The 13,723-nt window shown below is 53.9% G+C and carries 16 protein-coding genes; 6 read left to right on the top strand and 10 right to left on the bottom strand.

The features are described 5' to 3' along the window. Positions 1–2: 2 nt before the first annotated feature. From D5067_RS02490 to zapE, 8 genes are all read right to left on the bottom strand, one after another. Complete coding sequence (locus D5067_RS02490) at positions 3–1,493, bottom strand: MFS transporter (protein ID WP_119936795.1); 1,491 nt, start codon at positions 1,491–1,493, stop codon at positions 3–5. A 111-nt stretch (positions 1,494–1,604) separates the two neighbouring features. Continuing rightward, positions 1,605–2,498 carry an N-acetylneuraminate lyase gene (gene nanA, locus D5067_RS02485; RefSeq protein ID WP_119936794.1) on the bottom strand — a complete coding sequence of 298 codons (894 nt, stop codon included), beginning with the start codon at positions 2,496–2,498 and terminating at the stop codon, positions 1,605–1,607. A 125-nt stretch (positions 2,499–2,623) separates the two neighbouring features. Continuing rightward, entirely contained in the window at positions 2,624–3,406 is a 783-nt protein-coding gene (gene nanR, locus D5067_RS02480) for a transcriptional regulator NanR (RefSeq protein WP_119936793.1), read from the bottom strand. Between the two features lie 92 nt (positions 3,407–3,498). After that, positions 3,499–3,996: a ClpXP protease specificity-enhancing factor gene (gene sspB / locus D5067_RS02475; protein WP_119936792.1), complete on the bottom strand. Its 498-nt coding sequence runs from the start codon at positions 3,994–3,996 to the stop codon at positions 3,499–3,501. A 5-nt stretch (positions 3,997–4,001) separates the two neighbouring features. After that, positions 4,002–4,640, bottom strand: a complete 639-nt coding sequence (gene sspA, locus D5067_RS02470) for a stringent starvation protein SspA (protein WP_014071978.1) — start codon at positions 4,638–4,640, stop codon at positions 4,002–4,004. 308 nt (positions 4,641–4,948) lie between these two features. Beyond that, positions 4,949–5,341, bottom strand: coding sequence for a 30S ribosomal protein S9 (gene rpsI, locus D5067_RS02465; RefSeq protein WP_003860436.1), 393 nt, complete (start codon positions 5,339–5,341; stop codon positions 4,949–4,951). Positions 5,342–5,356: 15 nt separating this feature from the next. After that, positions 5,357–5,785, bottom strand: coding sequence for a 50S ribosomal protein L13 (gene rplM / locus D5067_RS02460; protein WP_006178824.1), 429 nt, complete (start codon positions 5,783–5,785; stop codon positions 5,357–5,359). Positions 5,786–6,075: 290 nt separating this feature from the next. Then, positions 6,076–7,200, bottom strand: a complete 1,125-nt coding sequence (gene zapE / locus D5067_RS02455) for a cell division protein ZapE (protein ID WP_119936791.1) — start codon at positions 7,198–7,200, stop codon at positions 6,076–6,078. 189 nt (positions 7,201–7,389) lie between these two features. On the opposite strand from zapE, the gene zapG reads away from it, so the two are divergent. From zapG to degS, 3 genes are all read left to right on the top strand, one after another. Continuing rightward, positions 7,390–7,788, top strand: coding sequence for a Z-ring associated protein ZapG (gene zapG, locus D5067_RS02450; protein WP_119936790.1), 399 nt, complete (start codon positions 7,390–7,392; stop codon positions 7,786–7,788). A gap of 171 nt (positions 7,789–7,959) precedes the next feature. Beyond that, a complete protein-coding gene (gene degQ, locus D5067_RS02445) occupies positions 7,960–9,327 on the top strand; it encodes a serine endoprotease DegQ (RefSeq protein ID WP_119936789.1) in 1,368 nt (455 codons plus the stop codon). Between the two features lie 92 nt (positions 9,328–9,419). After that, positions 9,420–10,487, top strand: coding sequence for an outer membrane-stress sensor serine endopeptidase DegS (gene degS / locus D5067_RS02440; protein ID WP_119936788.1), 1,068 nt, complete (start codon positions 9,420–9,422; stop codon positions 10,485–10,487). Between the two features lie 93 nt (positions 10,488–10,580). Here degS and mdh read toward each other — a convergent pair whose 3' ends face one another. Next, positions 10,581–11,519 carry a malate dehydrogenase gene (gene mdh, locus D5067_RS02435; RefSeq protein ID WP_119936787.1) on the bottom strand — a complete coding sequence of 313 codons (939 nt, stop codon included), beginning with the start codon at positions 11,517–11,519 and terminating at the stop codon, positions 10,581–10,583. 389 nt (positions 11,520–11,908) lie between these two features. On the opposite strand from mdh, the gene argR reads away from it, so the two are divergent. From argR to yhcN (D5067_RS02420), 3 genes are all read left to right on the top strand, one after another. Continuing rightward, a complete protein-coding gene (gene argR, locus D5067_RS02430; RefSeq protein WP_010436133.1) occupies positions 11,909–12,379 on the top strand; it encodes a transcriptional regulator ArgR in 471 nt (156 codons plus the stop codon). Positions 12,380–12,756: 377 nt separating this feature from the next. After that, complete coding sequence (yhcN, locus tag D5067_RS02425) at positions 12,757–13,020, top strand: peroxide/acid stress response protein YhcN (RefSeq protein ID WP_119936786.1); 264 nt, start codon at positions 12,757–12,759, stop codon at positions 13,018–13,020. A gap of 102 nt (positions 13,021–13,122) precedes the next feature. Then, complete coding sequence (gene yhcN / locus D5067_RS02420; RefSeq protein WP_119936785.1) at positions 13,123–13,389, top strand: peroxide/acid stress response protein YhcN; 267 nt, start codon at positions 13,123–13,125, stop codon at positions 13,387–13,389. 57 nt (positions 13,390–13,446) lie between these two features. Here yhcN (D5067_RS02420) and D5067_RS02415 read toward each other — a convergent pair whose 3' ends face one another. After that, positions 13,447–13,722, bottom strand: coding sequence for a barstar family protein (locus D5067_RS02415; RefSeq protein ID WP_119936784.1), 276 nt, complete (start codon positions 13,720–13,722; stop codon positions 13,447–13,449). Position 13,723 lies beyond the last annotated feature (1 nt).

Raw genomic sequence — 13,723 nt, 5'->3', positions numbered from 1 at the left:
GGTTATCCTTTGTGTTTGATCGGGCTACCTTTGCCCGCGCCTAAAGGGATGGCACCGCTCAGTGGCTTACCGTCGATGGCATCATGCGTTCGCAGCGCTTCCGGCCTGACCCAGCGCTGAACGCGCGAGGGCATATCCAGGCCGATGAGCAGGATCACAACGAACGTCAGGCCAAAGGAGAGCGATCCGAGCGCCGTGCCAAGCTCCATACTTTGCGCCAGCAGCGCGCCAGTCACCGGGGCGATTGCCCCACCCAGCGCGCCGACGTTGTAAGTGAAGCCCAGCCCGGCAGCGCGCTGGTCGGTATCGAAATAGCCGCCAATAAGCTTGGGTAAGATCCCCGAGATCCCCTGCCCCAGCATCTGCTGGAAAAAGAGTAGCAAGCCCAGCACCCAGATATTTGTGCCACCGATCGCAAATACAGGGACAATCAGCAGCTGTGAGGCCAGCAGGCTGCAGACATAAGCCTTGCGCGTCCCCAGCCAGTCTCCGAGGAAGCCGCCGACGCAGCAGCCCACCGCCGCGCCGAATCCGCTAAAGAACAGCACCGTAGCCACCGTCGACGGATCGTACGCCAGCTCGGTTTTGAGATAGGTGGGAAGCAAGGCCTGAATCGGCCATGAATAGAGGAAGGCGAACAGCACGACCACCATCAGGGTGACGCCCGTCGGCCAGCGTTTGCCGCTGCTTTGCACCATAAAGCTGATAAAGACGATGGCGCACAGCAGGCCAAGGATCACCACCAGCCCGGCGTTATTGAGTTCTCCCGCAAAGCAGAACCACAGCGCCGTACCGGCAAAGAGGGTCATCAGGATATTGATTACGCGGAATTTTCCGCGATAAAGAATATCGACCATTGTGCGCACCGGGGCTTTGCCTTCGTGCTTCGCTTTCCAGTCCTCTGCTTCAGGAATGTTTTTGCGCAGCCACAGGGCAAACACGATGGGGAAAATGCCGATAAAGAACAGCGCGCGCCAGCCCCAGACGGGGACCACGAGGCTATAGACCTGAGCGGCGATCACTGCGCCGACGGAGAAACCGGAAATCAGGAAACCGCTCGCCTTATTGCGCAGATGCTTCGGCCAGCTTTCGATGACGTAGGTCGCGCTGGAGCCGTATTCGCCCGCCATCCCCATACCAATCACCATTCTGGCGATAAACAGGGTGACGTAGCCCGGCGCAAAACCGCAGGCCAGCGTGCCGAAAGAGAAGAGGACAATACTGGCTATCATCGCCAGTTTGCGGCCGTAGCGATCGCCCATGGCGCCCAGCAGCAGGCCGCCGAACCAGCGTGAAATAAAGGCGGCGGAAATCAGGCTCGCGGCTTCTACCGTCGTCAGGCCAAACTCACTTTTGACTTCCGTCAGAACTAAGGCAATCAGGACAAAATCAAAGCCATCGAGCAGATATCCCAGCCAGGCGGCTGAGAACGCGCGCCACTGCGGGCGACTAAGATGGCGGTACCACGGGATGCTTTGGGTAGACATACTCATTTTACTCTCCCGACGATTTCTTTGTCGTTTGCCGGATGGTGACTGCACCAAATCCGGCCTACGTTTCGCGTTTCTGTAGGCCGGATACGCAATGCGCCAACCGGCAATGCGTTAGCGTTTTTCCGCCATTAACTGCTCTGCCAGGGCTTTCAGTTCCGGCACGAATTTCTTGTCTACAGGAGCGAACGGCTTGCGGCACAGCGGCACGGAAACTACGTCCATGTAGTGCAGTACCGTTTTCAGCCCGCGGAAGACGCCCGCTTTGATCAGCAGGTCGATAACCTTGTTGCACTCGCTTTGCAGGCGCTGCGCGGTGGCGTTATCCCCTTCCCGAACTGCCTTCGCAATCGCCTGGTAGCGCCAGCCCATAATGTTGTAGGTGCTGCCGATCCCACCGTCAGCACCCGCCAGCAGGCCGGAAGCGAAGATTTCGTCATAGCCGTTGTAGAGCACCAGATCCGGGTGCGCGCGGCGGATCTGCTCCATCTGGAAGAGATCGCCAGACGTTTGCTTCAGCGCGCCAACGCCCGGCAGCGTCACCAGGGTGTTGATCTGCTCCAGCGTTAGCTTGACGCCGCTCAGCGCCGGGATGTTGTAAACCACCATCGGTAAACCATCAGCGGAGTCAATAATTGCACGGTAGTGGTCACAATGTTCTTCAAAGCTGAACGGATAGTAAAACGGTGTGACGGCGGACACGGCGTCAAAGCCGGCGCGGGCGGCGGCCGATGCCAGATGCTGGCTTTCCGCCGTACTGACGCAGCCAACATGGGCGATGAGCGTAATTTTCCCCTTCGCCTCTTCCGCTACGATCTCCATAACCTGCTCCCGTTCCGAAAGGCTTTGTACAAAAGCCTCGCCCGTTGAACCGCCGACATACAGCCCGTCGATACCCTGTTCAATATTGAATTGCACCAGACGGCGCAGGCTTTCTTTATCCAGCATCTGCTCAGAGTTAAACGGGGTCAGGAGTGCGGCCATTACGCCGCGTAATTGCGTTGCCATAGTTACCTCAATCGATCGTGTGTTTATTATAACGACATACCTTTATACCTGTTATACCAGATCAATTAAGCAGCAGTGGAATACAGAACGCTTATATTGCGATCTGCTTCACTAAAAGCGGATCGTTATTTTTTGGGTTTGGCGTGCTGCCCGAAGGCGTGCCAGGTGGCAGAAACGCTGTTGAGGTGGGTTTGCAACGCGCGATCGGCCTCATCCGGATCCCGGCGGCGGATCGCATCAACGATCGCAATATGCTGGCGATAGCTGACTTCGTTATGCCGGTAAAGCTCTGAATCCGGTACCGTTGGGCGTGCGGCAATCAGCCAGTCGAGAAGCGCAACGTGGATCGCATTAAAGATCGGATTGCCGGGGATCTCCGCCAGCACGCGGTGGAAATCAACGTCGGATCGGATAAACAGCGCATTATCATCAAGCGACTGGCTGTTAATCTCCAGCGCCTTTGTCAGCAGATCGATTTGATCATCGGTAGCAAATTCAGCGGCAAAACGAACGAGGCTGGATTCAAAAAACAGGCGCAGCTGTTCAAAATGGGCGATACCGCCGGGCTGGGCGAGGAAATCTTTCGCCATGCCGGAAAGTTCACTGATGATGGTATCGGCAGAGGGCATGGTGACGCGAGCGCGTTCACCGTTGTTGATCTGCACCAGTCCTTTACGCTTTAACGCCGCCAGCGCTTCCCGCACGGAGGGGCGACCGACGTTGAAAAATTCCATCAGCTCGCGTTCGGAGGGCAGCTGTTCTCCCTGAGCAAATTCCTTCCGGCGGATCATCTGCTCCAGCTCTTCTTCCACCATGTCAGACAGCTTTTTGCGCGCCAGCGGACGACGTCGCAGGCTGCGGCCAATGGTTTCATCAGAGTTTTCAGCTTTAAGATCAGTCGGTTTCATTGCAGTCCGGTGCCGTAGAAGGAAAACAATTCATCATAACACAGGAAATCAGAGGGGGCGGAAAGCAAAACAGGCCCAATGGGCCTGTTTGATTATTTCACGACGCGCAGCGCCGGACGGCCGCCGCGCGGTGGCGGATCGTCGTCAGGGTCGTTGTCGTCCTGGTGATCGGGTTTATCGCCATCGATGAGCGACATGACCGTGTCGCTTTCGCGTTCATCGGTTGCGTCGTCGTCGTTCAGGCTGGCAACATCTTCGTCATATGCCGCTTCCGGCTCGAACATGGTGCCCGCACCGTTTTCACGGGCGTAGATCGCCAGTACCGCAGCCAGCGGCACAGAAACCTGACGCGGCACGCCGCCGAAACGCGCATTGAAGCGCACTTCGTCGTTTGCCAGTTCAAGGTTACCCACCGCACGCGGTGCAATGTTCAGCACGATCTGTCCGTCACGTGCGTATTCCATTGGAACCAGCACGTCCGGCAACGTCACATCCACAACCAGGTGCGGCGTGAGCTGGTTATCCAGCAGCCATTCATAGAAGGCGCGCAGCAGATACGGACGGCGTGGGGAAAGTTGTGACATTTCCACAGTTATTAGCCTCGGCCGAGACGCATTTCACGTTCCGGTTCAGTTAAAGATGCCAGGAAAGAGTCGCGTTCAAATACGCGAGTCATGTAGCCCTTCAGCTCTTTTGCACCCGGGCCGCTGAACTCAACGCCCAGCGTAGGCAGACGCCACAGCAGCGGAGCCAGGTAGCAATCGACCAGGCTGAACTCGTCGCTCAGGAAGAAAGGCTTCTGACCAAAGACTGGCGCGATAGCCAGCAGCTCTTCACGCAGCTGTTTACGCGCAGCATCTGCTTCAGAGGAGGAACCGTTCACGATAACGTTCATCAGCGTGTACCAGTCTTTCTCGATACGCTGCATGTACAGGCGGCTTTCGCCACGTGCAACAGGGTAAACAGGCATAAGCGGTGGATGCGGGAAACGCTCATCCAGGTATTCCATAATGATGCGGGATTCCCACAGGGTCAGCTCGCGATCCACCAGCGTTGGTACGCTCTGGCTCGGGTTGAGATCGATCAGATCCTGAGGTGGGTTATCCTTTTCCACATGCTCGATCTCAAAACTGACACCCTTCTCGGCCAGCACGATACGAACCTGATGGCTATAAATGTCAGTAGGACCAGAAAACAGCGTCATTACCGAACGTTTGTTGGCAGCGACAGCCATGAAAACCTCCAGGTATATTCAGAATATATACTGCTACCGGCCCAACGGGGCCAGCCAGATGAAGTATCGCCCATCCCAGAGAAGACACATTGTTCAAGAATCGAACAAAAATCGAGTATTCACCGATATTTGGGCAGAAAATTGGATGATAGTTTACCAGATTTTGATGGCTTTGGGGTGAGGGGATTCTGGAAATGTGGAAAAAGAGGAGATATATCAATTCATGTTGTGGATAACCTGCACATTATCCATAAAAAAACCCGCCGAAGCGGGTTTTTCGCCAATCGTTCTGCATAAGCAGAAAATGATTAACGCTTGGAGAACTGTGGACGACGACGTGCTTTACGCAGACCCACTTTCTTACGTTCAACCTGACGCGCGTCACGAGTAACGAAGCCAGCTTTACGCAGTTCAGAACGCAGGGATTCGTCGTACTCCATCAGAGCGCGGGTGATACCGTGACGGATCGCACCTGCCTGACCGGAGATACCACCACCTTTAACGGTGATGTACAGATCCAGTTTTTCTACCATATCAACCAGTTCCAGCGGCTGGCGAACTACCATGCGGGCAGTTTCACGACCGAAGTACTGTTCCAGAGAACGTTGGTTGATTACGATTTTACCGCTGCCCGGTTTGATGAACACGCGAGCTGCGGAACTTTTGCGGCGACCAGTGCCGTAGTATTGATTTTCAGCCATTGCCTATAATCCCGATTAGATGTCAAGAACTTGCGGTTGCTGTGCCGCGTGGTTGTGCTCGTTGCCTGCGTAAACTTTCAGTTTACGGAACATAGCACGACCCAGCGGGCCTTTTGGCAGCATGCCTTTAACCGCGATTTCAATCACACGCTCAGGACGGCGAGCAATCATCTCTTCAAAGGTCGCTTCTTTGATACCACCGATGTGGCCGGTGTGGTGATAGTACACTTTGTCAGTACGCTTGTTGCCGGTTACAGCAACTTTATCAGCGTTCAGAACGATGATGTAATCACCGGTATCAACGTGCGGAGTGTATTCCGCTTTGTGCTTACCGCGCAGGCGACGAGCCAGTTCAGTAGCCAGACGGCCCAGAGTTTTACCGGTCGCGTCAACAACATACCAGTCGCGCTGTACGGTTTCTGGTTTAGCTGTAAAAGTTTTCATTAAAAGCTTACCCAAATAAATAAGTTACACGTTGGTGAACACCCAAACGTTTAGTCAGTTGAGGCTCACACGACAAAGTCCGGCAAACCTACCCCTTCGAATAGCAAATGCCGACACATAGAAAGTTTTGGGAAAAAAACCTTCTCGTAACGTGGGGTCGCAAGATTATAGAGAAGTTGAGGTCAAAGATCGACCCTTAAATGCGATTTGGAATGGGTTTTTCGGGGGGTAAGTATTTGCGGTCTGGTGCCCTCACCCCCGGCCCCTCTCCCACGGGGAGAGGGGGGCATTTATGGCATATGCTCGCGCTTGAGGTACTCTTCGCTCTGCATCTCCTGCAGGCGTGACAGGCAGCGCTGGAACTCAAATTTAAGCCGCTCGCCCTGGTACACCTCATATAAAGGAACGGCTGCACTGACCACCAGCTTAACGTGGCGCTCATAAAATTCATCCACCAGAGCGATAAAACGCCGCGCTTCGCTCTCCATCAGGGGCGTCATCACCGGGACATCCAGCAGCATCACGGTGTGGAACAGTCGCGAAAGCGCAATGTAGTCGTGCTGGCTGCGGGCATCCACGCAAAGCGTTGCAAAGGAGACGGCCAGGGTTTGGTTCTCTACGCCCAGCGTCTGTAATGAACGATGGTTGATTTCAAGCTCTGGGGCGTTCTCACGTTTTGCACCCGCCAGCGCCAGCCACAGCTTATCCATCTGATTTGTCGTTTCAGCGTTCAACGGCGAAAGCCACAGGTGGGCCTGGGTCAGCGTGCGCAGACGGTAATCCACGCCGGCATCAACGTTCATAATGTCACAGTACTGTTTGATAGCATCAATGGCTGGCAGGAAACGCGCGCGCTGCAGGCCATTGCGATACAGATCGTCCGGCGGAATGTTTGACGTCGCCACCAGGGTGATGCCACGCGCAAACAGCGCTTTCATCAGCCCGCCCAGCAGCATAGCGTCGGTAATATCGGAAACAAAAAATTCGTCAAAGCAAAGTACGTCCGTTTCGGCCTTAAAGCGGTCGGCCACAATCTCCAGCGGATCGCTTTTACCCTGCAGCGCCGTCAGCTCCTCGTGAACGCGTAACATAAAGCGGTGGAAATGCAGACGCTGCTTCCGCGTCCCCGGCAGGCTCTGATAGAACATATCCATCAGCCAGGTTTTACCGCGTCCAACGCCGCCCCACATATATAAGCCGCGAGCGGGAGTGGTGGCCTGCGGCTCTTTTTTGCCAAGCAAGCGTCCGAACGCCGCTTTCAGCCCTCCGCTTTGCACGGCTTCTGCGGGTTGTGCGGTAAGCGCCTGGTAAATTGAATCCAGACGATTAACCGCCTCACGCTGAACGTCATCAGGCTGATGTGAACCCTCATTCAGGGCATGTTGATATCGCGATGCGGGGGACAGATTTTGCATAATCTTGTTGTTATTCCTTCAGTTAAACCTCACCAGCGGGCGTGACTGATGAAAAAAAGGCCGTTCTACCCTACGCGATGATACGTCAGGATTCCACTTCTGCGGAAATAGCGGTTATAGTGGCAATATCAGGCACAGGCAGGAGCCGAGCCAACACCCTACGGAACAACAAGACAACGGGAGAAGTTCATGACCTGGGAATATGCGCTAATCGGTTTAGTCGTCGGCGTCGTCATCGGTGCTGTGGCCATGCGTTTCGGTAACCGCAAATTGCGTCAGCAGCAGTCACTGCAGTATGAGCTGGAAAAAAACAAGGCCGAGCTGGAAGAATACCGCGAAGAGCTGGTCAGCCACTTTGCCCGTAGCGCCGAGCTGCTGGACAACATGGCGACGGATTATCGCCAGCTGTATCAACACATGGCAAAAAGCTCAAGCAGCCTGCTGCCGGAATTGACAGCGGAGACCAACCCGTTCCGCAACCGTCTGGCAGACTCTGAAGCCGGCAACGATCAGGCTCCGGTTCAGATGCCACGTGACTATTCTGACGGCGCATCCGGCCTGCTGCGCGGTGGCGCAAAACGCGATTAATCGCACAACCTGAATATATTTTACGGGCGCATCTCTTGCGCCCGTTCTTTCTTCCCGTCCCCAGCTATTATTTAGTCAAACACCTCATTGTTCAGCGGTTTAAAATTCAATAACATCAGGATGTTTTTGGGGCCGTTCTTCTTTCATTCCAGGATACGAGAGTCAGCATCAATGAAGAAAAAAAACCAGCTGTTGAGCGCTTTAGCGTTAAGTGTCGGGTTATCTCTCTCGGCGTCCTTCCCCGCCGGCGCGGCTCTGCCTTCGCAGGTGCCGGGACAAGCCGCCATTCCTAGCCTTGCACCGATGCTTGAGAAAGTGCTGCCTGCCGTGGTCAGCGTCCAAGTGGAAGGAACAGCGCGGCAAAGCCAGCGCGTGCCTGAAGAACTGAAGAAATATTTTGGCGATGACGCGCCCGACCAGCAGGCCCAGCCTTTCGAAGGCCTGGGCTCAGGAGTCATCATTGATGCCGCCAAGGGCTATGTGCTGACCAATAACCACGTCATCAACCAGGCGGATAAAATCAGTATCCAGCTGAATGACGGACGCGAATTTGACGCCAAACTGATTGGCGGCGATGACCAGAGCGACATTGCGCTACTGCAGGTGCAAAACCCAAGCAACCTGAAGCAAATTACGATAGCGGACTCCGATGCCCTGCGGGTCGGTGATTTTGCCGTTGCGGTCGGAAACCCGTTCGGTCTGGGCCAGACGGCTACCTCCGGCATTATCTCCGCCCTGGGGCGCAGCGGCCTGAACCTCGAAGGGCTGGAAAACTTTATTCAGACCGACGCGTCGATCAACCGCGGCAACTCCGGCGGCGCGCTGCTAAACCTGAACGGTGAGCTGATTGGCATTAACACCGCCATCCTCGCACCCGGCGGCGGCAGCATCGGGATTGGCTTTGCCATTCCGAGCAATATGGCGAAAACCCTGTCTCAACAGCTCATTCAGTTTGGTGAAGTCAAACGTGGTCTGCTGGGTATCAAAGGAATGGAGATGAGCGCGGATATCGCCAAAGCGTTCAAGCTCAACGTCCAGCGCGGCGCGTTTGTCAGTGAAGTGCTGCCAAACTCGGGTTCAGCTAAAGCAGGCGTAAAATCCGGTGACGTGATTGTGAGCCTTAACGATAAGCCGCTGAGCAGCTTCGCAGAATTACGCTCGCGGATTGCCACCACGGAACCGGGCGCTAAGGTGAAGCTGGGCCTGATCCGCGAGGGTAAGCCGATGGACGTCGAAGTGACGCTGGATAAGAGTACCTCTTCCTCTGCCAGCGCTGAGCTGATTGCCCCAACGCTGCAAGGCGCAACGCTGAGTGACGGCCAGCTCAAAGACGGCACCAAAGGCATTACCGTTGACACCGTCGAGAAGAGTAGCCCTGCCGCGCAGGCGGGACTGCATCAGGACGACGTTATCATCGGCGTAAACCGTACTCGCGTGCAATCTATCGCAGAGATGCGCAAGGTGCTGGAGAATAAACCGTCGGTCATTGCCCTGCAGATAATGCGCGGCAACGAATCTATCTATATCTTACTGCGCTAACCATTTGCGACTCCGGACATCGCCGCTGCGTGTGATGTCCGGATAACTCATGCTATGCTGCAAACCGTTCCTTTTTTAACGATACGCGCATCATGCTTTTAAAGCTCTTTCGTTCCATTGCCATCGGTTTGATTGTTGCTGGCCTGCTGTTAGTGGCTATGCCGTCTTTACGCCAGTTCAACAAGCTGACGGCTCCCCAGTTTGACAGCACGGATGAAACGCCAGCCACCTATAATCAGGCTGTACGCCGTGCCGCACCCGCCGTGGTTAACGTCTATAACCGCGGCCTTAACAGCTCAGCGCATAACCAGCTGGAGATCCGCACGCTCGGTTCCGGCGTAATTATGGACGATCGCGGCTACATCATTACCAACAAGCACGTCATCAACGATGCCGATCAGATTATCGTCGCCTTACAGGACGGTCGCGTGTTTGAGGCCTTACTGGTGGGTTCCGACAGCCTGACAGATCTCGCGGTGCTGAAAATTAACGCTACGGGCGGCCTGCCGACCATCCCGATTAACCGCAAGCGGACGCCACACATTGGCGACGTGGTACTGGCTATCGGTAACCCCTATAACCTGGGCCAAACCATCACTCAGGGGATCATCAGCGCTACCGGTCGAATCGGGCTGAATCCGTCCGGGCGGCAGAACTTCCTGCAGACCGATGCGTCGATCAACCACGGTAACTCCGGCGGCGCGCTGGTCAACTCGCTGGGCGAGCTGATGGGGATCAACACCCTCTCGTTCGATAAAAGCAATGACGGCGAGACGCCGGAAGGGATTGGCTTTGCTATTCCCTTCCAGCTGGCCACCAAGATTATGGACAAGCTGATCCGCGATGGCCGCGTGATCCGTGGCTACATTGGTATCGGTGGACGCGAGATTGCCCCAATGCACTCGCAGGGCGGCGGCATCGATCAGATCCAGGGAATTGTGGTTAACGAAGTGTCGCCTGGCGGCCCGGCAGCTAACGCGGGTATTCAGGTTAATGACGTCATCGTGTCGGTCAACGGTACGCCAGCTGTCTCTGCACTTGAGACAATGGACCAGGTGGCCGAAATTCGTCCGGGTTCAATCATCCCTGTCGAAGTCATGCGTAACGATAAGAAGCTGACGATTCAGGTGACGATCCAGGAATACCCGGCGACAAACTGATGTGTATGTGTATAAAAAAACCGAAGCCTGTGCTTCGGTTTTTTTTGCCGGGTGGCGCTTACGCTTACCCGGCCTACAAAGGGAGAGGACGTTTTACTTGTTAACGAACTCTTCGCCCAGAGTGATATCTTTCTTCAGCGTATCCAGCATGCCTTCCATCGCGTTTTGTTCAAACGCGCTCAGCTTGCCAATGGACTGACGCTCTTCAACACCGTTTTTGCCCAGCAGCAGCGGCTGAGAGAAGAAGCGAGCGTGTTCGCCGTCGCCTTCAACGTAAGCGCATTCAACAACGCCTTTCTCGCCCTGCAGAGCGCGAACCAGAGACAGACCGAAACGTGCAGCCGCCTGGCCCATAGACAGGGTTGCTGAACCGCCACCCGCCTTCGCTTCGACCACTTCGGTACCCGCGTTCTGGATGCGTTTAGTCAGGTCGGCCACTTCCTGCTCGGTGAAGCTCACGCCTGGGATCTGCGAAAGCAGAGGCAGGATCGTCACGCCAGAGTGACCACCGATAACAGGCACTTCAACCTCAGTTGGCAGCTTGCCTTTCAGCTCGGCCACGAAGGTGTTGGAGCGGATGATATCCAGCGTGGTCACGCCGAACAGTTTGTTCTTGTCGTAAACACCGGCTTTCTTCAGCACTTCAGCTGCGATAGCAACGGTGGTGTTCACCGGGTTGGTAATGATGCCGATGCAGGCTTTCGGGCTGGTTTCAGCGATCTGCTGCACCAGGTTTTTCACGATGCCTGCGTTGACGTTAAACAGGTCGGAACGATCCATACCAGGTTTACGCGCCACGCCTGCGGAAATCAGCACAACGTCAGCACCCTGCAGCGCAGGACGCGCATCTTCACCGGAGAAGCCTTTGATTTTCACAGCCGTTGGGATGTGGCTCAGGTCAACCGCCACGCCTGGGGTTACCGGAGCAATATCGTACAGGGAGAGTTCTGAGCCTGAAGGCAGTTGGGTTTTCAGTAGTAGGGCAAGCGCCTGGCCGATACCACCAGCAGCGCCGAGGACTGCGACTTTCATCCTAAACTCCTTATTATGGTTAACTTAAGTATCTGTAACTCCGTTGCGGCGACCATAATTCAGCAGGTAAATAATTACAATTTTCGTAGCTAAATAATTAGAGGTCACACGCTTTTCACCCTCGTAAACATCCAGCCGGGGGTGACGAATCAAGAGGTGGTTACAATACACCCTGCCCAGCCACCAAAACAACATCATTTTGATAACATTTAATTTACTTTTAGGCTTATTTGCGTCGCGTGAGCCAGGCATGTTTTCCGATAACGAAATCTGATAAAATCACTCCCTTTCATAACATTATTTCAGCCTACCGCCTGGTAGATAATTTGCATAAAAATTCATCCACATGCATAATAATGTTGTTTCTATCGTCATATTCCGGGTGACTTATGCGAAGCTCGTCTAAGCAAGAAGAATTAGTGAAAGCGTTTAAAGCGCTACTCAAAGAAGAGAAATTCAGTTCTCAGGGAGAAATTGTTCAGGCGTTGCAGGAACAAGGCTTCGAAAACATTAACCAGTCGAAAGTCTCCCGCATGTTAACCAAGTTTGGCGCGGTGCGTACCCGTAACGCCAAAATGGAAATGGTCTATTGCCTGCCAGCTGAACTTGGCGTGCCGACCACCTCCAGCCCGCTGAAGAATCTGGTTCTGGATATCGACTACAACGACGCGGTTGTCGTGATCCACACGAGTCCAGGTGCCGCGCAGCTGATTGCCCGCCTGCTTGACTCCCTGGGTAAAGCAGAAGGTATTCTCGGCACTATCGCCGGGGATGACACCATCTTTACCACTCCGGCGAACGGTTTCTCCGTAAAAGATCTCTACGAAGCGATTCTGGTTCTGTTCGAACAGGAACTGTAATCCCCCTCCCCGTAGCATACGGCTGCGGGGATTGTTCTGCCCCCACTGCACTTCTCCCTTTTTTCCACTGCTCCTTCCTTTGACAAATAGTGCTATTTACTACTCATTAACATTCATTTGGTGAATGCGAAACCCGCAAATCGCACAAAAAATCAAAGTCTCATATCCATATGATTTATTTAGACATAGCCTATAAATGTGACGATAAAATGATCATTTATATGCATTTTGGTTATAAAAAATAGTTCCGTTAACACGTAATTACCAGCGAAACAATTAGTCTGGTATTAATTTTTAGCGTGATTAGTGTATACTTGATTTTGTGATGAGGGTCACGAAACAAGACCCCACTAAAAAATTCGACGAGGTAAAGAATCATGAAAATCAAAACTACTGTAGCAGCGCTGAGCGTTCTGTCCGTCCTGTCATTCGGTGCTTTCGCAGCGGATTCCATCAACGCCGATCAGGCACAGTCGCGTCAGGCAATCGGTACGGTATCTGTAGGTGCGATCGGTACGTCACCGATGGATATGCACGAGATGCTGAACAAGAAAGCGGAAGAACAGGGTGCGTCATCTTATCGCATCATTGAAGCGCGTACCGGTGACCACTGGCACGCTACCGCCGAACTGTACAAATAAGTTTTAGCTATACCCAAACGTAACCCCTCAACGGCACCAGGCATAAAAATAGCGGTTCAACCCTTCTCGCCGTTGAGTTGTAAATTTTCAGGAGCAAAGACTATGAAAACCAAACTTATCATCGCAACCCTCGGCCTGGCATCCGTTCTCTCTTTCGGCGCGAGCGCAGCCGTTTCGCAGGTGAATGCTGACCAGGCGCAGAATCTACAGCCTATGGGCAGTGTATCCGTAACATCCGTTACCGGTTCTCCGATGGACATCCGTCAGGAACTGGCGGCTAAAGCTGAAAAAGCAGGGGCCAGCAGCTACCGCGTCACCGAACTGAATCAGGGTGACCACTGGCACGCTACAGCTGAACTGTACAAATAAACCCTCGTCGTATTTCATTATACGACTTGCCCCTGACCTCCCGGTCAGGGGCTTTTTTTATGTCGGCCGCGCGTTAAAACGCAACTGCCCTTCCAGCTCTTCTTCTGCTTCATCAAATAACAGAATCAGCGCGCCAAAACGTCTGCGAAGCTTTTCAGGCAAATGGGTAAACTCGATCTCCAGCGGTAACGGCAGTTGGCTACCGGTAACGACATCCCACAGCGTATCAAGGTTAGTCACGCTTTTCTGATCCAGGTTGAACACCCGAATAAATTCGCGATAGAAGTCTTCCTGACTGTCGATCTCGTCAAAATCAAAGGTATAGATTTTCATT

This window comes from Enterobacter huaxiensis (assembly GCF_003594935.2).
Taxonomy (GTDB): domain Bacteria; phylum Pseudomonadota; class Gammaproteobacteria; order Enterobacterales; family Enterobacteriaceae; genus Enterobacter; species Enterobacter huaxiensis.
Note: the sequence above shows the minus strand (reverse complement) of the source record. Positions and strands in the feature narration are given on the sequence as shown.